Source organism: Ignatzschineria rhizosphaerae, assembly GCF_022655595.1.
GTDB classification, from domain to species: domain Bacteria; phylum Pseudomonadota; class Gammaproteobacteria; order Cardiobacteriales; family Wohlfahrtiimonadaceae; genus Ignatzschineria; species Ignatzschineria rhizosphaerae.
Genome location: NZ_CP093379.1, coordinates 2,930,273 through 2,951,329 on the forward strand (window position 1 = coordinate 2,930,273; position 21,057 = coordinate 2,951,329).

Sequence of the window (21,057 nt, forward strand, 5' to 3'; positions counted from 1 at the left end):
CTTAGTATTAATTTGACTATTGAGGGTGATTGTTAACTTCAGTAAGTTTCTCTTGATACTTGCGTTTCAGCGCGTTCATTACATAAGGATGAACAATAGCGCTGACATCTCCACCAAGCATAGAAGCTTCGCGCACCATTGTGGAGGAGACGAAAGAGTATTTTTCACTTGGGGTTAGGAAAATCGTTTCTACTTTTTCATTTAAATGGCGGTTAAGGCTTGCCATCTGAAACTCATATTCAAAGTCAGAAACGGCACGTAAACCTCGTACAAGGACATGGCTGCCAATTGTATCCATATAGCGAGCAAGTAGATCATTAAACCCTACAACCTCGATATTTTTATAATCCTTAAAGACCTCTTTAGCCATATCTAAGCGCTCTTCAAAAGTAAATAGAGGGCGTTTTTTAGGGCCTGTAATTTTTGCAACGGCAACAATGAGTTTAGGGAAAACACGAGATGCTCGAATGATAATATCTGAATGCCCATTGGTAATAGGATCAAAAGTTCCGGGATAAACTGCGGTTGACTCACTCATAATTCTGCCTTTTGTTTTGTAATCATCCATCGCAAAATGTTTAGATGCGACAAAGTGAACGGTTATCTTTTAGATTATTGGTTGTTTTACACTATTTAATAGTTTTATATGATATTAACTGATTGATGGAAGAATTTCGAACCTTAATCGGGAAGTAGTAGTGAATATATTGCCTGAGAATATGTAAAAAAGCGCAAGTAAACTGCGCTTTTTACTGTCTGCTTCTTTGTTATAAAAGAGGGGATATCATTACACCATCTTGCAAGGCCACATGGATTCTTCAACAGCCATATCCCAGAACATATATTCAAAATAACTGGTTTTCACAAAGATCTCTTCCATCTCTTTAAGTTTACGCTCCGGCATCCCTTGCGCTAATCGATTAACAAGATCGATACAGGTTTTGGCAAGCTTTGAAAATTCATCACCAGAGTAGGTTTGCACCCACGGACCATAAAATTCATGGTCAAGGGCGCCTTTCCATGTTGCAAGTTCTTTTCCAATAAAGTTATAACTCCAAGCACATGCAAGAACGGCAGCTGCAGTATTCTCAACGCCTCCTTTATAAGCTTCTTGGAGCATATAGCTTGTGTAAGCTGTCACTGTTGAGGAAGGTGCTGTATTTTCTAAATCTTCATTAGATATCCCAAACTTTGCAGCATAAGTGCGGTGTAGACCCATTTCAAAATTCATTGTGCCAGAGAGTAGATTGGCAAAAAGCGTCATGGTCTCTAAGTCATCAGATTTTGCTGCGCCAATGGCGAAAAGGCGAGAATATTCAATAAGATAAACATAATCTTGGCGCATATAGTGGCGAAATTTTGCATGTTCTAATGTCCCAGTTCCAATACCTTTCACAAAAGGATGTTCTAAATAAGCATTCCAAACAGGGGCAACACGTTGAAAGAGGCGATCACAAAATGTTTGAGTCATAGTCAATATTTCTCCCAATAAAATGACAAGAAGTTGATTCAGAATTTTGGTGCGTCAATTTCGCACAGAAAAATGGCCTGAAAGCGGTAGATAAATAAGCATCTAGAAAAGAGAAGGGCTTTAAGTTCGATAAACTATTCTAAACTTTAACGCTTCCTTAATAGAAGGCATCATCAATATCATGAGGGTTTTACGCAGTCAAATAGTAGAAAGACTCTTAAAAGTGATAGAATTAAGAAGAGAAAAGCATCAGGAATCGTTATCTTATTTGAGATCAAATTGTTAATGAGAATGATGACAGATAGTTTTGGTACCTTGATAGAGAGTATTGATAGAAAATTATGACAACAAAAAAAGCTTTAAGCCGCAGAAAATTACAATATCATCCAGAACTTTATGCCGGACATGCCTTTTTGCATCATGAAATCGCTCGTCGAATGGTTGAATATTTAGAGGAAGATTTAACGCCGGGGATGATTTTAGTCGATGGTGCGTTTGATCATTATCTTTCTGAGTTATTACAGGCTCGCTTTCCTAATGCAAAAATCATGGAGAATATCGAATCTTTAACAGATTCTACGCTGCGTTTTGATCTTATTATCAGTAACCTTTATCTGCAAGATGTCTGGGAATTTGAAGAGCGTGTGCGTGATTATCAGGTTCGCTTAAATGCACAAGGGAAGCTCTTTTTTACAACCATTGGTACAGGTAGTTTTGCTGATATCTCCTATCCTGGCGGGCCATTAATGAATGAGTTTCCCGATATTGAAGATATAGGGGATTATCTACACGCATTAGGGTTTAAAAATGCGGTTCTCTTTATTGAAAAAATTAACCTCACTTATGAAAAGCTCGATACCTTACTAAAAGATGCCCGAATTGTAGGCGGGAAGCCATTTTCTTCATTTAAAGGGTTACGGACTTATGAGTGGCTTGAAGAGTGGCGCAGTTATGCGGAGCGATTTAAAAATAGTGATAATCTCTATGATATTGGCTTTGATATCATTTATGCCGAGGGTTCATTGTCAGATATTAAAAACTTACAAGGTGAGAATAATGAGGTCTTTGTAGATATCTCCAACTTAACGAAAAGGTAAGTTATTCATAATAAAAATCCCGCTTGCCCACCGTTTTTATTGTGCGATAACGCTGAGGCGGTTGACGATAAAAGTGCCGTAAAATGGTGTATTTTAGACCTGATTTTATGCAGGGCTAGTTATTATATGTACTCTTTAAAGTTTAAGTAGTTCATATATTATAAGATATCTATGTGAATAGAAGTTTTCAGATAAACTCGTCAAAATTGGAGATTTAAGGTAAAATAGCACTAATTTAGTTCTATATTGATTCTTTGTAGAAAATATAAGGAATCGCGCTTTGATGAAGCGCTTGTGAAGGGAGAAGACAGAATGTTTACGGTTACAGATGCTGCAAGAGTGCAGCTTGCAAAAAACTTAGCAGAGAGTAATGCAGAGGCGATAAAAGTCGCATTACAAAAGTCAGGTTGCTCAGGATATAAGTACTACATTGATTTTTGTGACAAGATCGATGATAGCGTTGTCGTGCTTGAAGAGAGCCCTGTACAAATTGTCGCAGAAGCATCGATATTACCCTATCTTGAGAGCGTCACATTAGATTACATTCAAGATGGTATTAATCGGATGTTCAAATTCCAAAACCCAGAAGCAAAAGCGGAGTGTGGTTGCGGTGAAAGTTTTATGTTTTAATTGATATTAAAATAGAATAGCAGTTAGCTGATAGAAGCGTGAATATCAGTGTTTTATGAAGATCGAGATAAGTGTTGTGATTTATTCCAGCACTTATTATTGATTTTGTGTGAGTCAAATTGGTTCGAATAGGTGGAATAAAATGAGTGGAATTGCCGGTGTTTTAAAATTAAATCAAACTGCAGTTGATGAATCCCTACTTCAGAAGATGTCCGAGCCAATTATCAAACGTGGACCTGATGGAACTTCAGTTTTTCGCCATAAAATGGTGGGGCTCATTCAGACTAAGTTGCAGGCTATCAGCAATGGGGATGAGCCATTTTTAGATGAAAAGATTGGAATCTCGGTCGTCACTAATGGCACGATCTACAATCAAGATGCGCTTCGAGAAACGCTTCGTGAAATGGGCTATCAGTTTTTGACGCAGAGCCAAGCAGAAGTCTTAACAAAGGCTTATCATTGCTGGGGGCATCAATTTGTTGAAAGACTTGATGGTGCCTATGCAATTGCACTCTGGGATGATCAGGCAGAAACATTACTATTAGTACGTGATCGCTTTGGGAAAAAACCGCTCTATTATAGTTTTGGTAAAGCGCATGATGCTTTCTATTTTGCGTCAAATACGCAGAGTATTTTACAAAGTCAGGATATTGATACTTCAATTGACCCAGAAGCACTCCATTTTATGTATTCCCTTCATGCTGTTGTCCCGGCACCTTTAACGATTTTGAAAGGAATTCGTAAAGTTGAGCCCGGTAGCTATATGGTTATCAAAAATAATGGTATTGCTAAAGAGACAAGTTATTGGGAGTTGACGGCAACGAGAGATTATCCTGATGACGATTATGAAACTTGGAAAGAGATAATCGAGAGCTCTTTGAAATCTGCGATTAAGAAAGAGATGGGATTTGCTAATGAAAAAGTTGGCGTCCTTCTCTCTGGCGGATTAGACTCAACCTTGATTACCGCTTTGGCGATTGAAGAGGGTTTTAAGGATATTCAGACTTTCTCTGTAGGGTTTGAAGATCAGCCTGAAGAGAAAGGATCAGAGTTTTTCTATTCAGATCAATTTGTCGATAAATATCAGACGGATCATTATAAATTTGAAGTTCCCAATAGTGAGGCGCTAACTCGTTTACCAGAAGCGATTCGCAATATGAGTGAGCCACTTTTTGGGCAAGATGCGATAGGCTTTTATCTACTTTCAGAAAAGGTGAAATCTATTACATCTGTGGTGCAAAGCGGGCAGGGCGCTGATGAGGTTTTTGCCGGCTATTTTTGGTATCCCAAAATGGTGGAGAGTCAGGAGTTAGATCCTCTAAAGCGTTTTTCAGAACATTATTTCGATAGACCGCATGAAGAGTGGTTGCAAGCTTTTACATCGAAATACCATACGCATGATGTTGCCGGAGATTTTATTAGAGATCATCTTACAAAAAGCGGGGCAACAACCTTTTTAGATCGAGTACTTCGCCTAGATGTGACGCGTTTAGTGGTAGATGATCCGGTAAAGCGGGTGGATAATATGACAATGGCGCACGCTTTAGAGGCAAGAATGCCGTTTATGGATCAGCGTTTAGTGGAGTTAGCAATGGCAATGCCGCCAGAGTATAAACTGATGCATCACGGTAAAGGTATCTTAAAAGATATCGCAAGAGGACGCGTGCCAGATTCTATTATTGATCGCCCAAAAGCATATTTTCCAATGCCGGCATTAAAGTATGTTCGTGGTGAGTTTTTAGAGATGATGCAAGATCTATTAACTAGCGAGAAATCTCGCTCTCGCGGTATTTTTAATGAAGCTTATATTCAAGATCTTCTTAAAAATCCCGAGGCGCCATCAAGCTTTACCAATATTCAAGGCTCGAAATTATGGCATGCGGCATTACTCGAGTTGTGGTTGCAATCGGTAGGATTATAGATAGGCGAATAACAGCTCTTTTATGGTTAGCGTTATGATCATAAGGTGATGATAAGATGCTATAAAAGGGCTTTGGCTTTAAGGTGGAGCTGTTATGAGGTTTTTGGTATAGGTAAAAGTCGCTAATGCGCGCTAAAGCCTTGAATTTTTTTCTGTAAGGTAATAAGGATTTCAAGAGCGGTATGAGCGTCCTCTTTTTCAACTAAAATAAAGCGACTATAAGCAGTTTGGATAGGGCGAATAGCGATCCCCGCTTTTGCTAGAGCACTAGAAACAATTGCAGTTAAACCGGTGCAGTCGAAGTAAAAAGGGGCGTTAAGATCAATTTTGCAAAACTCATTATCATAATTGAGGAAGTTATTATCGGCTTCATCCTTGCGTAGGATAAGCGTGATGCCTGCTTTTTCTTTATAGAAAGCTACAGGGTCATAGCCCAAGACCTTTAGTAATGATTGATTGGTGACTCCAACGTAAACGAATGTGTGCTGAGAAAGCACCGGATCAAGATTTTGTAAAACTTCTTGAAGGGTAGAAGGTTTAGACATAGGCAATTGTCCTTTTAATAATAATTTGTAAATTTTTAGCGATAATATACCATTGAACGGCGCTTAAATCACCGCTTTGTGGTAAATTATGGGCATCTAACTGGCGTTAATATAATGTCAGCATCTGTTTTAGATGAATTTTTAGCGATGATAATAATATATGACTCAGCAAGATAGTGTAAAGTTTGATGCCAATGATTTTTTGAAACATGCACCCTTAATGCCGGGCGTCTATATGATGCGGGATATTAACCATGACGTGATTTACGTGGGTAAAGCTAAAAATTTAAAAAATCGATTATCCAGTTATTTTAAAACAAAACAATTACCGCCAAAGACACAAGCATTGGTGGCAAACATTGCTTCTATCGAAACAACTATCACAACGACCGAACGAGAAGCGCTATTATTAGAGAGTAATCTAATTAAAGAGTATCGACCTCGCTATAACGTGAGATTAATTGATGATAAAAGCTATCCCTATATCTATGTTTCAGATCACCCATTTCCTCGTTTTAGTTTTTACCGAGGGGCTAGAAAGCGTAAGGGGCGAATGTTTGGTCCTTTTCCTTCATCAGGTGCGGTGAGGGAGACATTAAACCTGATGGCGAAAGTATTCCGTATTCGGGAGTGTGAAGATAGTTTTTTTAGCCATCGAACAAGACCCTGTCTGCAATATCAAATTCAGCGCTGTAGTGGTCCTTGTGTTGATAAGATTTCCCGTAAAGAGTATTTAGAAACAGTGGATGAAGCGATGCTCTTTTTACGTGGAGATTCACAAAAGTTAGTCGATCTTTTAATTGCGAAAATGACACTTTATAGTCAGGATCTTCAATTTGAAAAGGCGGGAGAAATCCGAGATCAAATTCAATATATTCGAGAGATTCAAGGCTCGAATATGATGGAAGAGAATCGGGACTCTTTAGATATTCATGCACTCTATACCTCAGCTGAGATTGTGAATGTAGAAGTAATGATGATTCGTGATGGGCGAGTATTAGGAACGCGGGCATATTTCCCCAAAGTCCCTAAAGATACACCAAATGAAGAGATTATGAGTGCATTTATAATGCAGTATTATGGTGAACATCGCCAACCTCCTCGTAATATTATTATTAATACGGAGCTATCGAAGGAAGAGGAGACTTGGTTGTTGTTAGCGCTGTCGCAGAGTGTTGATTATCAAGTGCAGTTGCAATATCCCCAAAATATCAGGGGGCGAAAACGTCAATGGCTTAATCTTGTGGAGAGCAATGCTCGGCACTCTGTAGAAATTAAGCTTGCCAGCCGTGCGCAAGTGGAAGATCGTCTCTTTTCGCTTAATACGATTTTAGGATTTGAGAAGAATATTCAGCGAATAGAGTGCTTTGATATCTCTCATAGTTTTGGGGAGCGCACTGTTGCGTCTAATGTTGTCTATACCCCTGAAGGGTTTACGAAAAAATTTTATCGCCGCTTCAATATTGAGGGCGTCACGGCCGGTGATGATTATGAAGCGATGCGACAAGTGTTAACAAGGCGATTTAAGGGAAAGGATCCTGCGCAAGATCCGCAAGGTTTTCCTGATCTATTGTTGATCGATGGCGGTAAGGGGCAATTGCAAGTAGCTATTGAGGTTTTAGATGCGCTCGGTTTAAGCGCTTTGCCATTAATGAGTATTTCTGAAGGGGAAGGGAAGGTTCGAGGAAAGGATATTATTTGGATGCGAGATAAGGCGCCGCTTCCTTTAGATTCTAGCTCTCCGGCATTTCATCTATTGACTCAAATTCGAGATGAAGCGCATCGGTTTGCCATTGAAGGGCATCGAACAAGAAGGGATAAAATGCGTCGGCGATCTGTTTTAGAGGATATTCCTGGAATTGGAGAGACTCGGCGTACCGCACTTTTAACGCATTTTGGTGGTTTGGAATCTCTTAAAAATGCCGCCGTTTCAGATATTGCTAAAGTGCCAGGAATTAGCCAGAAATTAGCAGAAGTTGTTTATCAAGGATTACGAGATATTAATTAATCGTATTTTTAGCGATAGATATCTCTCTATTTTGGACTCGGTAATGATGCGTGAATTGCCCTTTAGTATTTATTTGTCATTATTTAAAAGAAATATGGTAAAGATTTGGGTGAATTAGGGTAAAATGCCGGCTTCTTAATCTCTGAGGAAATGGGTGATTTAGCGGAAATTACTGGCTGAATTGAGAAATTTTAAGAGATTTAAATGAAATATTAGAAGGAGTATCGGGAATGAAAATTTTTGAACGTTTTCGTTTTCAAAAAGATGAGTTTAAAACATTACTCAGCTTAATGATGCCAATCCTCATTACCCAATGGTTTTTAGTGGGAATGGGGGCTGTGGATATTGCAATTACAGGACATTTTAATGATTCTGTGCAAGCATCGGTAGGGTTAGGCGTAATGGTTTGGAATCCTCTACTACTTTGTAGTACAGGGGTTTTAATGAGTGTTGCGATATTTAGCGCACATGAATTTGGTCGTGGTAAAACGCTTGAGGTGGCAAAAATTTGGCATAATGGATTGCTGATTTCCACCGTTTTAATACTGCTTGTGGTTCTGATTATGAATTTCTTTTCAGAAACATTACTGCGCTTGATTCGTGTTGATGAAACGTTAATTCCAGGATCTGTCTCTTATTTAAGGGCGTTAAGTATTGGTGCGCCGGCAATTTTGGTATTTAATAGTCTTCGTGCAGTGTGTGATGGTGTTGCTCGTCCCATTATTATTACGATTGTTTGCGGCATTGGTTTTGTTGTAAATGCCGTGTTGAACTATGTATTAGTGAACGGATATGAGCCATTAGGAATCCCTAGTTTTGGGATTGTTGGTTCAGGAGTGGGAACGGGATTAACATTTTGGATTATGTTATTACTTTTGATCCTTTTTACCTTTATTGATCCTCGTTTAAAGAGTTTGCGTCTATTTCGTAGACCTCAAAAGCCTGATGAAAGATTAAGAGAGATGGTGAAGGTTGGGCTTCCAAGCGGCGCGACTCTTTTTGCTGAAGTGGCAATTTTTTCAGCTGCCGGGCTTATCCTAGGGCAATTTGGAACAAATGTGGTGGCAAGCCATCAGATATCACTCTCTATTACTTCATTAACCTTTATGATCCCCGTGAGTTTAGCGATGGCACTGACGGCAATGACGGGGCATCGAATGGGGCGTATGGATTATGCGAGCGTGCTTCGTGTTAGCCGAATGGGAATTGTTGTTGTGATTGGATTGATGGTTGTGACAAGTTTAATCCTCTTTGGTGCGCGTTATCATATTCCACAGCTTTATAATAGTAACCCAGAGATTGTGCATATGAGTGCGGCATTGATTATCTATTCAATTTTCTTCCAATTGCCAGATGGTTTACAAATTGCGGCTAATGGAGTACTTCGTGGAATGAAAGATACAAAAACGCCGATGTTGCTGGGGATAGCCTCTTATTGGTTGATTGCTTTCCCGCTTTGTTATTATTTAGGTGTGGTAAAAGAGATGGAAGCTGCTGGCGTTTGGATTGGTTTAATTGTGGGAATCTTGTTTGCGGCGATCTTCTTAAATATTCGTTTGGCAATTCTTTCTCGCAGATTACCAGTTGCGAAGGCTGTGCAAGAGACGGAAGTTTTAGGAGTTTAAAATGACGGTAAAGTTTGATCGAATTTTAAAAAGCGAAGAAGAGACAGCGCTATTTGCAAGGACGCTTGCTAAGTGGATAATGAAGGCAAACTTACAAGATTGTAAGATCTATTTAGAAGGTAATCTTGGCGCAGGGAAAACAACTTTTTCTCGCTACTTTATTCAAGCCTTTGGTGTTAAAGGGGCAATTAAAAGCCCAACTTATACGTTAATTGAGCCCTATGAGCTTGATGACCGTACCATTTTACATGCTGATCTTTACCGTTTATCTTCGCCCATTGAGCTATTTGATTTAGGTTTATTGGAAGAGGCAGGGATCTGGTTGATTGAATGGCCAGAAAAAGGGGAGGGAGTATTACCTAGTGCTGATATCGAGCTAAAGCTTGAGCGGGAGGGCGAAGCTCTAACCGTAAACGTTATCTCTCAAAGTGCTGTGGGTGATGCGTTGTTAGCAGATGTTCAGGCTGATCTTTAAAGGGATGATTAAGCGTTAACGCTTTCTTGATCGCATTTTAGTAAAATTGGTTTAAAAGTCACGGAGGGAGATCGCCCGTACATTGGTTATGGAAAGTGAAAGTGTGTTTTATAGTGATTTCCAAATAAAATCAGAGGTTAAAATTTATTAGTTAGTTATCCTCCTAAAATAGGTTGATGAGCAGCTGGGTCGAATGCTTGCATGTTTTTTGAAATTACGTGCCAGCAGTTTTAAGTCTTTTTCGGCTCGTATCGGAATTTAATGCGTAATAGCTATATCTGATATCTTGCAAGTTGGTTTGATGTCTCCGCTTCCCTATTTTGTTTTTAAAAAGTGTTTTTATAGTGAAATTGGTTTGAAAGTGGCTGAATCAGATTGCCAGCACATCGGTTATAAGAAGCGCAAGAATCGTTCTATCCGGCAGCGTGCAAGCTGATTTGATTCATACGCTGTCCTATTTTACGTTTAAGGTAGTTTTTCTTAAACCGAATCGATTATAAAGCGAATCGACGATAAAATTAGCACCATCTATATTTGAGATAGGTGCTTTTTTATCTGAACCTAAAAGTACTGCGGAGCACTTTCAAAAACTTCACAATAACTTGACTTAGAAAGCGCGATAAAAATGGTTAAAATGCCTTATTTATGAGAACTTGAGTTAATTTTACGGGTTTGTGTTTACAAGGTTAATTTATTTCGCTAGCAGTGTTAGAATAGAGGACATCAAAAATCTGTTCTAGCGAGGATGAGCCTATGAAAGTAACAAAAGAGATGATTGAAGATATTATTAAAACGCAAACCGATCCGTTCTTAGAAACAGATCTAGTGTCGGCAGGATGTGTTAAATCAGTTGAAATCAGCGAAGGTTCATCACCGCAGATTAAAGTCGATATTGTCTTAGGCTTCTATGCTAAAGCGCATAGTGTCGAGATTAAAAATACGTTAGAAAAATTAATAGCAGAAAAAACAGGGCAGACAGTTGAAGTCAGTGTGAGTACAAAGATTGTCGCTCACAAAGTTCAAGGTCAACTACACGCGCTTCCAAATGTTAAAAATATTATTGCCGTAGCATCAGGTAAAGGTGGCGTTGGAAAATCAACAACTTCGGTAAACCTTGCATTATCACTCTTAAATGAAGGCGCTAAGGTGGGCGTTTTGGATGCGGATATTTATGGTCCAAGCTTGCCAACGATGCTCAATAGCCACGAAAAGCCAAAATCCTTAGATGGAAAATCTATGGAGCCGGTGATATCTCAAGGGCTTCAAACAAACTCAATTGGATATTTAATTGCAGATCGTGATGCGGCAATTTGGCGTGCGCCAATGGCAGTTTCAGCGCTCGCACAGATGCTAAAAGAGACTAACTGGAAAGAGCTTGATTATCTGATTGTAGATATGCCGCCAGGAACAGGGGATATTCAACTAACATTAGCACAGCAAGTGCCGGTTGCCGGAAGTGTCATTGTGACAACACCGCAAGATATTGCACTACTTGATGCGCGTAAGGGAATTACGATGTTTGAGAAGGTGGGTATCACCATTCTTGGGATTGTCGAAAATATGAGTTATCACATCTGTTCAAATTGTGGACATGAAGAGGCGATTTTTGGTAGTGATGGGGGTAAGGCGCTTGCAGAAAATGAAGGTCATACGCTTTTAGGCCGTATGCCGCTTAATAAAAAGATCCGCGAAGAAGCTGATAGTGGGAAGCCTACAGCTACAACTTCAGATCCTTTAGCAAAGCTTTATCAAGAAATTGCGATTAAAACAGCCGCAGTACTTTCTCTTCGTGAACGAGATAAAATGGCGGGTTTCCCTAAAGTTGTCGTACAGCAATCACAAGGTTCAGAGCTTAAATAAGCTGCAAGTGATAACAAGGATGTTGCAAGATGAGTCAAGCCTCATCGAGGTTGCGTGAAATCTCAAAAGAAAGCTAATAATATTAATGGCGCTCACATCTCACGTAAAAATAGTGTGAGCGCTACTGTTTAACAGTATTAACAAGTGTTAGTTAGGGAAAGGAAAATGTATGTCAATTAAAGCAGACCACTGGATTCGTGAACAGGCAGAAAAACATGGCATGATTGAGCCATTTGAACCTGGGCAAGTCAGAGAAAATGAAAAAGGTCGCATTATTAGCTACGGAACATCGAGCTATGGCTATGATGTACGTTGTAGTAATGAGTTTAAGATCTTCACCAATATTAATTCAAGTATTGTCGATCCTAAAAACTTTGATGAAAATAGTTTTGTGGATGTTGTTTCTGATGTTTGTATTATTCCACCAAACTCATTTGCACTTGCTCGTACTGTTGAATATTTTCGTATCCCACGTAGCGTTTTAACGATTTGCCTTGGTAAGTCAACCTATGCACGTTGTGGGATTATTGTGAATGTCACGCCGCTTGAACCTGAATGGGAAGGGCATGTGACATTAGAATTTTCCAATACAACAAACCTTCCGGCAAAAATTTATGCCGGTGAAGGTGTGGCGCAGATGCTCTTTTTGGAATCTGATAAAGAGTGTGAAGTCTCTTATAAAGATCGAGGCGGAAAGTATCAAGGGCAAACTGGTGTGACGCTTCCGCGTACTTAATGCTAAATGGTTAAAGCGCTGAGAGCGCTTTAATTTTTTAAGTGAATCTTCAAAATCGCCAAGCAAAGTTAATCTTAATCGTATTGGAGCTGTTATAAAGGATTAGTATGTCAGAAATCAGTATTAAAACACCCGCACAAATCGACGGTATTCGTAAAGCAAATCAAGCGGTGGCAAATCTTTTAAAGCGTATTAAACCTCATGTGAAAGCCGGAGTAACTACGCAGGAGCTAGATGATCTTATCCATAGTTGGATGACTGAAGATGGTTTAATCTCGGGCAGTTTAAACTATGGGCAACCACCATTTCCAGGCGCTAGCTGTATCTCTTTAAATCATGTTGTTTGTCATGGTATTCCTGGGGATCGCAAGTTGAAAGAAGGGGATATTGTTAATATTGATATCTGTCTTGCCAAAGATGGCTTCTTTGGGGATTCGAGCCAAATGTTCTGTGTGGGTGAAGTTTCTATTCTTGCGCAGCGTTTAGTTGATGTGACATATGAATGTATGATGCTCGGTATTGAAGAAGTGAAGCCGGGCGCACCGTTTCGTAATATTGGTCGTGCCATTCAAAAACATGCCCATGCGCATAATTACTCAGTTGTGCAGGATTTTTGTGGTCATGGTGTCGGGCTTGCATTACATGAAGCGCCACAGGTCCTCCATTATGATTCTCCAATGGTGACGGAGATTATGGAACCAGGTATGATTTTTACAATTGAGCCGATGATTAATGTAGGAAAGTCTGCAGTAAAAGTTTTAGGTGATGGTTGGACGGCAGTAACACGCGATAGATCACTAACTGCGCAGTGGGAACACGCCATTTTAGTAACCGAAGAGGGTTATGAGATTTTAAGTTTACCGACCAACTAAGTGATAATAACTTAAGAAGTCGCATGAACTTGCGGTATATCAAACCGTTTATTGCGGTCATCGTTACAATAAGTTTCAGATAAAATAGGTGAAGTTGTATGGTACAAGATCATAACAGACGAATTTTAATTTCAGGAGCAGGGCCTATCGGGCTCTCTTTTGCGTTGGGGTTAAAGCATTCTACTCACAAGATTGTGATTATTGATCAACATGAAAGGCCAACAGCTGAGCTATTAGAAGAGGATACGAGAATGATTGCGTTATCGCATCGCTCGGTCTCTTTTTTGAAGTCTATAGATATTTGGGCTGAGTTAAAGCCTTTTGCCACACCGATTGAGAGTGTTCAGGTTTCAGAAAAAGGATATGCTACAAAAGTAGAACTTTATGCGTCAGAGCATGATCTTCATGATTTTGGCGCATTAATACCTTTAGGACGTCTTGTTTTAGGGATGTTAAAGGCAATTGATACTTGTGACAATGTGACCTATCTCGATCAGACGCGTTTAACGCATTATGATCTTGATGAAAACCATCAATCTACTGCGCATTGCACTTTAGTAAGTGATGGTAAAAAGCAAATGGAAGTTTTTGATTGGATTGTTGCTGCTGAAGGGATGCATTCCCATTTACGAATGCTCTCTGGAATAGAGTCTTATCATAGTGATTATGATCAGGTCGCGGTGATTGCGAGAGCCCGTTTTACGAATCCGCATCATAATATGGCTTATGAGCGTTTTACAAGTGATGGTCCGCTTGCTTTATTGCCGGTGGGTAGTCATGAAATGGCGGTGGTACTTATTGCAGATCGTACAGAAAAAGAGAAGTGGAAAAAGGCATCTGATGCGACTTTTTCTAATGAGGTTATTTATCGTATCGGTTATGATTTGGGCGAAATCGAGTGGGTATCTACGAGGCATGTTTGGGATTTGACGCTAATGATGCCTAAAGAGGTTTGTAAACCGTGTTTAACCTTAATAGGTAATAGTGCGCACTCCTTGCATCCTATTGCAGGGCAAGGTTTAAATTTAGGGTTTAGGGATTGTGAATTGTTATTACCCTATTTTGCCGGCAATACGATTCCCTCGCTTCACGATTTAAAGCGTTATCAGCGTGAAAGACGCTTAGATGTGGTAAAAGTTGTCGGTGCAACAGATTTCCTAGTTAGAAGTTTTGGCATAGATTTACCGGGTGCATCACAGATACGTAATTTTGCCCTTAAGGGAGTGAATTTTATTAAGCCGTTAAAAAAACGTATTGCCCGCTTTGGGATGGGGTATTAATCATGGGCTGTTTGGGGTTAAACGTCAGTGCAGATAGAGGAAATATATGAGTAATCGTTTTGATGTCATTATTAATGGAGCGGGCTTGGTTGGTTCAAGTATCGCAATTGGTCTTGCTAAAGCTGGGTTTAAAGTGTTAGTGATAGAGTTTCATCCTTTAGAGAAACTCTACCCTCAAGATGATTATGGATTGCGCGTTTCGGCATTTACGCCTTCAAGTAAAAAGTGGCTAGAATATGTTGATGCTTGGGATGGATTGCAACATACAGGTCGTATTACTCCATTTTTACATATGCATGTATGGGATGAAGGGGGAATGGGGGAGTTAACCTTTGATGCTGCCGGCACAGGTTCAGATGCGCTTGGTTGGATCATGGATAATGAAGCAACTCAGGGAGTCTTGATTGATAGAGCGTTAAAGCTGGATAATATTACGATTTTAGACAATACAAAGCTTGAGTCATTTGAAAAGGTTGCAGGAGATGTTGAAGTTACTTTGAGTAATGGAGATCAATATGTGACAGCGCTTATTATTGGGGCAGATGGTGGGCGCTCAATGGTACGGGACTGGGCAAATATTCCAACAACGGGTTGGAGTTATGGACAAAAAACAATAGTAGGGCAAGTAAGACCTGAGAAAAGTCATGATAATACTTGCTGGCAACGTTTTTTAGATAATGGGCCTTTGGCTTTATTGCCCTTAAATGATGGACGTTGTTCATTGGCCTGGCATACGACTTATGAAGAAGCAGATGAGCTTTTGGCACTTGATCCTGAGGCTTTTTCAGATCGGTTATCAGAAGGGTTTCAATGGAAGTTTGGGCGCATTGAGATTGCTGGAGAGCTAGGCGCATATCCTCTTCGATTAAATCATGCGCAAACTTATGTCCGAGAAAATTTTGCGCTTGCTGGTGATGCTGCGCATTCTATTCATCCACTTGCTGGACTTGGGGTGAATATTGGTTATTTAGATTCCGCGACCCTTGTTGAAGAATTAATCAATGCAAAAAAGGCAGGAATCTCTTTAGGTGATTTAACAATGTTAAAACGCTATGAAAAACGTCGAAAAGTCCATAATATGTTAATTATGGGATCGATGGATCTCTTTAAGAGAAGCTCAACTAGTCAATCTAAGGTAGTAAAAGGTGCGAGAAACCTTGGATTGTCGGCTGCAAACAAGCTTCCATTTGTGAAAAGAAAGCTCGCAAGAATGGCAATGGGATATTATGGTGATATTCCAAGTTTTGTAAAACCCTAAAAAAGGTAAGAAAATCGTGTCAGAAACATTACAAACAGCCTTTGAGGCGCTCGAGAGAAAAATCGTAGCGCTTGGTGAAGAAAAAAATCGCTTAACAGCTGCATTGACAGAGTCTGAAGAGAAGTATGAAGCGCTACAGGGAGATTTTGGTGCTTATCGACAAAACTCAGAACAGGAAAATGGACGTTTAGCTGCGGATAATGCGCTATTATCAGAAAAACTCAATAAGTTGATCTCTCGTGTAGAATCAATGAAACAAAATATGTAGGAGTGATTAAATGTCAGAAAACGTCGTTGTTTCAGTTAAAATTGCTAATGAAGAGTATCCTATTAGTACACCAAAATCAGAAGAAGAGGTATTGAAGGAATCTGCACTTCGTCTTGATAAAGAGATTGCTAAACTTCGAGAAAAAGGTCGATTGTCGCTTGAGAAAGCAGCGGTGATGGCTGGGATTATCTTGGCGAGTGAGCTTGTTCGTGCGGAAAAGGGCATTGAGCTCACGGAGTTTAAATTAAAAGAGCAGTTATTAGCTTTAAGTAAAAAGGTTGATGAGTATTAAGAATGTTATTGGTAAATGTAGATCAATTTTGCAAATTATCGATAAGCATTAGATAATCAATATTAATCATCGAATAAATAGATGTTGGGTTATAGCCGATCTAAATATAACAAATAAGAGAAGAGGATAGACATGACTTTAAATGAAGAGTTAGCTAAAAATAGCCGCTTGGTGACAGATCTCCCACTTTGTGAAGTGCGAATTCAAAATGAAGCGCGTTTTCCTTGGATTTTATTAGTTCCAAAGCGCGATAATATTGAGGAAATTACAGATCTTTCGATAGAGGACCAAGAGCAGTTATTAAAAGAGCTGCGAATGGCCTCAAAAGTGATGCAAGATTCCTTTGACGCAGATAAGTTAAATATCGGAGCGTTAGGAAATATTGTTAGACAGCTACACGTTCACGTGATTGCTCGTTATGAGACAGATCTAGCATGGCCAAATCCAGTTTGGGGATACTTTGAACTAAGTACTCAATATGGTGCTGATGCTTTAGAGCGCCGTATTACCTTGATTAAAGATGCATTTGATAAGTTAGTATAGGTTGCTTTATCTAACGATGATTATGCCTTTGAATATGAAATAGATCTATGAAATCAATCATTGAAAAATTAGAAACCTGGCTCTGGTCTGAGACAGGTTCTTTCTTATTAGGACGTAGGGTTCTTCAATTTATCTATCGCATTGTTGTGCAATATCAAGCGGCAAACTTTAAAGAGCGTGCGCAAGCTTTAACTTATACAACAATGCTCTCGATCGTCCCCTTACTTGCCATTACCTTCTCTATTTTAGCAGGCTTTGGTGTACACAATGAGTTAGAGCCACTTCTTCGAAATGGCTTAGAGTTTTTAGGGGAAAAAAATGCCAATGACTTCGTCAATGTCTTAATTGGTTTTGTAGAAAATACCCGCGGAGTGATTCTGGGGGGAGTTGGATTTGTGGTCTTGCTCTATACGGCAATTAACTTGATGACGACAGTTGAATCTGCTTTTAACCGCATTTGGAGAGTGGAGAAAGGGCGCCCGCTTCGTGAAAGATTACTCTCTTATGTGATTGTGATTTTAATTGGACCCATTTTTGCTTTTATCGCCTTCTCTTTTTTATCAAGCTCGATAGTGCTTCGTGTTAGTGGCTATGTCACGAATCCATTTATTAATTTTTTATTAGGGCAAGCGTTTACAATTAGTATTGTGACATTTGTCGTTTGGCTTGCTTACCTTTTTATTACCTACCGTAAAGTTAATTTGCTTCCGGCATTGATTGGTGCTTTTTTTGCCTCTAATACTTGGTATTTTGTTGGAAAACTCTTTACCCAATTTGTGGTTCTCTCAGGAAAGCAGTCGCAGATCTATTCTGGGTTTGCAAGTGTTGTGCTCTTTATTATGTGGATGTATTTATCATGGCTCATTATTTTAGTGGGAAGTCAGATTGCCTATTATCTTCAATTTAGAGAAAAAATCGCCCATGATGATGAATGTCAAGAAAAGCCCAGTCAGGTTGAGATTACGCTCTGTTTAGAGGCGAAAGATTTAGATCGGCAAGAGTGGTATGTGAAAAATTTTAAAAGCGAGCGAGTCATTCCTATTATTGATAATCAAGAAGAAAATACAGAGGCGCTACCTGTAAGGAAAGATAGTAAATAGCGGCCTTTCTAATGATCGGTATCGGTATTAGTATCAGTAGGTGAAGCATTGCGATAAAGATGTTGTTTTATCAGACTAATTTGTGGAGTGAGATGGTTTCATCTTAGTAGATGAATATTAAAAGCGTATGATGCGAGAAAATTTTTGGGAGTTGCCACTAGCTCAGTTAACAAAGCTAGAATGGGAAGCGCTCTGTGATGGTTGTGGTTTATGTTGTATTAATAAATTAGAAGATGAAGAGAGCGGTGAGATTCTTTACACCAATGTTGCGTGTAATCTTTTAGACTTAAAGAGTTGCCAATGTAAGCACTACCTAACACGGCATCAATATGTACCAGAGTGTATTGAACTCTCTATCGAGGATATTGACACTTTTCCTTGGCTTCCTAAAACTTGTGCTTATCGATTACGGTTTGAAAATAAGTCCTTACCTTCTTGGCATTACTTAATTTCAAAAGACAGGTCAAAGGTACGTAAAAATGGGTTATTAAAAGGTGTCTCGCTCATTGCCGAGAGTGATATGAGCGATGATCTTGATCTAGAAGATTATATTGTCGAAGTATTAGCCGATCTATAGTGAGGTAGAGATGGGACAAAATCAGTTAACACATTTAAATGCATCGGGTGATGCGCATATGGTAGATGTCAGTGATAAGCCTGTAACAAAGCGTACCGCTATTACAACAGGGATGATTACGATGAATAAGGCCGCTTTTCACGCATTAGTTGAAGAGAAGGTCTCTAAAGGGAATGTTCTTGGGGTTGCTCGTATTGCTGCAATTCAAGGTGCAAAAAAAACAGCAGATTTAATCCCGCTTTGTCATCCGCTTCCTTTAACGAAGGTAAATGTTGAGTTTAAATTACTTCCTGAAGAGTCGGCAGTTATTGTTGAAACGGAAGTGGCAACAAATGGAGTGACAGGCGTTGAGATGGAAGCTTTAACCGCAACATCAGTTGCGTTACTGACAATATATGATATGTTAAAGGCAATTGATAAACGGATGGAAATTACTGATATCTCACTTTTACAAAAAAAGGGTGGGAAAAGTGGTGATTTTGTCCGTTAATAAACGGATTTATTGCAAAAAATTGTGCAATAGATTAATATATCCCTCTTTTATTAGAATTGATGGTGTTCTTTGAATTACTCTACATTATCCATATGGCAAGCCATTGATCAACGCTATTTAATAGAGAATGATCAGTTACCCGCAAAACTCTTTCCTCGTTTAGAAGAAGCAGTTGAGAAGGTTAATGGTGATATTGTTTTGTCATTTAAGGCAGGTCTTGATGAAAATCAACATAAAAGCGTTATGGGCCATGCGTCTGTGAACGTCAGTGTTGAGTGTCAGCGTTGTCTTGAACCATTTGCTGTTGACCTTAACGTCGATTTTCGATGGGTTCCGGTCAAAAGTGAATATGAAGCAGAGCTTATTGGTGATGATACAGACGTCATCGTGATTGAGGAAGTTGATCCTATTGACTTTCTTTATCATCTAGAAGATGAACTGTTGATGGCTTTGCCGATTATCCCTTATCATGCAGATGATGAGCCGTGCGAAGGACGAGAGTTTTTAAAGAATCAAGAAATGCCAGAAGAAGAGGAAAAGAAAAATCCTTTTGCGGTTCTGACAGATCTATTGGATTAAGATAGTAGTTTCTATCACTTGAAAGTTTCTATCACTAAAATATAGTGTAATTTAGGAGTTGTTAAAATGGCTGTACAAAAATCGAAGGTAACTCGTTCAAAAAGAGGAATGCGTCGTGCGCATGATTTTTTAACTGCGCGTCCTGTAAGTATTGATAAAACATCTGGTGAAACACATTTACGTCACCATGTTACTGCAGACGGATACTATCGTGGTCGTAAAGTGATCACTAAAAATGAACAAGTTATCGATCAAGAATAATCCTTATATTTAGGATCGATAGACAATTATCGAAGAACCTACGCATCATCTTGATTGTAAAGATAAGCGTAGGTTTTTTATTATTAAATATTAAAAAGTATTAGGAATCGCCAAAGTGATTGAGAATAATCAGGCGCAAATCAAACTCGCAGTAGATATGATGAGTGGTGATAATGGCGCTCAAGAATTTTTACCCGCAGTTGTAAATGCTTTGAGAACACATGATAACCTTATTGTTTTAGCCGTTGGCAAAGAAGAGGTATTAATGCCTTTTTTAGAGAATGAACCATTCTTTAAATCAGGACGTATTGAGTTAGTACCGGCAACAGAAGTTGTTGAGATGGATGATGCGCCACAAAGTGCATTACGCAATAAAAAAGATTCTTCAATGCGTGTTGCGATCAATTGTGTGAAAGATGGTAAAGCTGATGCCGCAATGTCTGCGGGTAATACAGGGGCATTATTAGCGACTGCAAAATTTGTATTGAAAACATTACCAGGGATTATGCGTCCTGCAATTTGTACCTCTATTCCTTCTCTTAGATCACGTGGTTACGTGCATATGTTAGACCTTGGTGCTAATGTAGATGTGACACCTGAGCATCTTTATCAATTTGCTGTAATGGGGTCGTTGCTCTCCTCCGCAGTAAGCCTTGATCCTCGACCTAAAGTTTCATTAATGAATATCGGCACAGAGGCAATGAAGGGGAATGAGCTTGTTCGGGGAACGGTGCCTTTAATGGAAGCATCTGATCTTAACTATGTTGGTTTTACGGAACCTGATGGGATCTTTTTTGATGATGTTGATGTCATTGTTTCAGATGGCTTTACAGGAAATATAGCCTTAAAGACATTAGAAGGGACGGTTAAAATGATCGTAAAGCAACTTTCTAATTCTTTTAAAAAGAATCTTTTTACAAAATGTGCAGCTGTAGTTTCTATGCCCGTATTAAAAGATCTTAAAAATGGAATGGATCCGCGTAAACACAATGGTGCAAGTCTTTTAGGACTTCGTGGGATTGTTGTTAAATCTCATGGTAATGCTGACCGTATCTCTTTTCAAAATGCGATTGAGATTTCTGTTAAGCTTGTAGAACAACAAATCATCGAGAAGATGAGAAAACAATTTGAATCTGCGGAAAATGGGCAGTTAGACGAATAGGTTG

23 protein-coding genes are annotated in these 21,057 nt (G+C 39.3%); 20 read left to right on the plus strand and 3 right to left on the minus strand.

Annotated elements, in window-relative coordinates:
- Positions 1-16: 16 nt before the first annotated feature.
- On the minus strand, positions 17-538 hold the full coding sequence (gene coaD, locus MMG00_RS13470; protein WP_242149224.1) for a pantetheine-phosphate adenylyltransferase: 522 nt from the start codon (positions 536-538) through the stop codon (positions 17-19).
- A gap of 249 nt (positions 539-787) precedes the next feature.
- Positions 788-1,471, minus strand: a complete 684-nt coding sequence (tenA, locus tag MMG00_RS13475; protein WP_242149227.1) for a thiaminase II — start codon at positions 1,469-1,471, stop codon at positions 788-790.
- A gap of 341 nt (positions 1,472-1,812) precedes the next feature.
- Between tenA and MMG00_RS13480 the strand changes: the two genes are divergently transcribed.
- The 3 genes from MMG00_RS13480 (at position 1,813) to MMG00_RS13490 (ending at position 5,119) form a co-directional block, all read left to right on the plus strand.
- A complete protein-coding gene (locus MMG00_RS13480) occupies positions 1,813-2,568 on the plus strand; it encodes a methyltransferase domain-containing protein (protein ID WP_242149232.1) in 756 nt (251 codons plus the stop codon).
- Positions 2,569-2,880: 312 nt separating this feature from the next.
- Positions 2,881-3,198, plus strand: a complete 318-nt coding sequence (locus MMG00_RS13485) for a HesB/IscA family protein (protein ID WP_242149235.1) — start codon at positions 2,881-2,883, stop codon at positions 3,196-3,198.
- Positions 3,199-3,340: 142 nt separating this feature from the next.
- The gene (locus MMG00_RS13490) at positions 3,341-5,119 is read left to right on the plus strand and encodes an N-acetylglutaminylglutamine amidotransferase (RefSeq protein WP_242149238.1); all 1,779 of its coding nucleotides are present in this window, start codon (positions 3,341-3,343) and stop codon (positions 5,117-5,119) included.
- A 122-nt stretch (positions 5,120-5,241) separates the two neighbouring features.
- On the opposite strand, the gene MMG00_RS13495 is transcribed toward MMG00_RS13490, so the two are convergent.
- Positions 5,242-5,664 carry an ACT domain-containing protein gene (locus tag MMG00_RS13495; protein ID WP_242149242.1) on the minus strand — a complete coding sequence of 141 codons (423 nt, stop codon included), beginning with the start codon at positions 5,662-5,664 and terminating at the stop codon, positions 5,242-5,244.
- A 160-nt stretch (positions 5,665-5,824) separates the two neighbouring features.
- Between MMG00_RS13495 and uvrC the strand changes: the two genes are divergently transcribed.
- From uvrC to plsX, 17 genes are all read left to right on the plus strand, one after another.
- Entirely contained in the window at positions 5,825-7,672 is a 1,848-nt protein-coding gene (uvrC, locus tag MMG00_RS13500; protein ID WP_242149245.1) for an excinuclease ABC subunit UvrC, read from the plus strand.
- Positions 7,673-7,902: 230 nt separating this feature from the next.
- Positions 7,903-9,297: an MATE family efflux transporter gene (locus tag MMG00_RS13505; protein WP_242149249.1), complete on the plus strand. Its 1,395-nt coding sequence runs from the start codon at positions 7,903-7,905 to the stop codon at positions 9,295-9,297.
- Between the two features lies 1 nt (position 9,298).
- The gene (gene tsaE / locus MMG00_RS13510) at positions 9,299-9,772 is read left to right on the plus strand and encodes a tRNA (adenosine(37)-N6)-threonylcarbamoyltransferase complex ATPase subunit type 1 TsaE (RefSeq protein ID WP_242149253.1); all 474 of its coding nucleotides are present in this window, start codon (positions 9,299-9,301) and stop codon (positions 9,770-9,772) included.
- A 753-nt stretch (positions 9,773-10,525) separates the two neighbouring features.
- Positions 10,526-11,632, plus strand: a complete 1,107-nt coding sequence (apbC, locus tag MMG00_RS13515) for an iron-sulfur cluster carrier protein ApbC (protein ID WP_242149258.1) — start codon at positions 10,526-10,528, stop codon at positions 11,630-11,632.
- A 169-nt stretch (positions 11,633-11,801) separates the two neighbouring features.
- The gene (gene dcd / locus MMG00_RS13520) at positions 11,802-12,368 is read left to right on the plus strand and encodes a dCTP deaminase (RefSeq protein ID WP_242149262.1); all 567 of its coding nucleotides are present in this window, start codon (positions 11,802-11,804) and stop codon (positions 12,366-12,368) included.
- A gap of 107 nt (positions 12,369-12,475) precedes the next feature.
- On the plus strand, positions 12,476-13,240 hold the full coding sequence (gene map / locus MMG00_RS13525) for a type I methionyl aminopeptidase (RefSeq protein ID WP_242149265.1): 765 nt from the start codon (positions 12,476-12,478) through the stop codon (positions 13,238-13,240).
- Between the two features lie 98 nt (positions 13,241-13,338).
- Positions 13,339-14,520: an FAD-dependent monooxygenase gene (locus MMG00_RS13530; protein WP_242149268.1), complete on the plus strand. Its 1,182-nt coding sequence runs from the start codon at positions 13,339-13,341 to the stop codon at positions 14,518-14,520.
- A 46-nt stretch (positions 14,521-14,566) separates the two neighbouring features.
- Positions 14,567-15,778 carry a UbiH/UbiF/VisC/COQ6 family ubiquinone biosynthesis hydroxylase gene (locus tag MMG00_RS13535; protein WP_242149272.1) on the plus strand — a complete coding sequence of 404 codons (1,212 nt, stop codon included), beginning with the start codon at positions 14,567-14,569 and terminating at the stop codon, positions 15,776-15,778.
- Between the two features lie 16 nt (positions 15,779-15,794).
- A complete protein-coding gene (locus tag MMG00_RS13540) occupies positions 15,795-16,046 on the plus strand; it encodes a hypothetical protein (RefSeq protein ID WP_242149275.1) in 252 nt (83 codons plus the stop codon).
- Positions 16,047-16,056: 10 nt separating this feature from the next.
- Positions 16,057-16,338 carry a cell division protein ZapA gene (locus tag MMG00_RS13545; RefSeq protein WP_242149279.1) on the plus strand — a complete coding sequence of 94 codons (282 nt, stop codon included), beginning with the start codon at positions 16,057-16,059 and terminating at the stop codon, positions 16,336-16,338.
- A 132-nt stretch (positions 16,339-16,470) separates the two neighbouring features.
- Entirely contained in the window at positions 16,471-16,881 is a 411-nt protein-coding gene (locus MMG00_RS13550; protein ID WP_242149283.1) for an HIT domain-containing protein, read from the plus strand.
- A 47-nt stretch (positions 16,882-16,928) separates the two neighbouring features.
- Positions 16,929-17,981, plus strand: coding sequence for a YihY/virulence factor BrkB family protein (locus MMG00_RS13555; RefSeq protein WP_242149286.1), 1,053 nt, complete (start codon positions 16,929-16,931; stop codon positions 17,979-17,981).
- A gap of 130 nt (positions 17,982-18,111) precedes the next feature.
- Positions 18,112-18,558: a YcgN family cysteine cluster protein gene (locus MMG00_RS13560; protein WP_242153501.1), complete on the plus strand. Its 447-nt coding sequence runs from the start codon at positions 18,112-18,114 to the stop codon at positions 18,556-18,558.
- A 10-nt stretch (positions 18,559-18,568) separates the two neighbouring features.
- Positions 18,569-19,048 (plus strand): cyclic pyranopterin monophosphate synthase MoaC, encoded by a 480-nt coding sequence (gene moaC / locus MMG00_RS13565; protein WP_242149290.1) that lies wholly within the window; start codon positions 18,569-18,571, stop codon positions 19,046-19,048.
- A 72-nt stretch (positions 19,049-19,120) separates the two neighbouring features.
- Entirely contained in the window at positions 19,121-19,630 is a 510-nt protein-coding gene (locus MMG00_RS13570) for a YceD family protein (RefSeq protein ID WP_242149294.1), read from the plus strand.
- 66 nt (positions 19,631-19,696) lie between these two features.
- Entirely contained in the window at positions 19,697-19,891 is a 195-nt protein-coding gene (rpmF, locus tag MMG00_RS13575) for a 50S ribosomal protein L32 (protein WP_026878149.1), read from the plus strand.
- Between the two features lie 115 nt (positions 19,892-20,006).
- Entirely contained in the window at positions 20,007-21,053 is a 1,047-nt protein-coding gene (gene plsX / locus MMG00_RS13580) for a phosphate acyltransferase PlsX (RefSeq protein WP_255837074.1), read from the plus strand.
- The last annotated feature ends 4 nt before the right edge of the window (positions 21,054-21,057 follow it).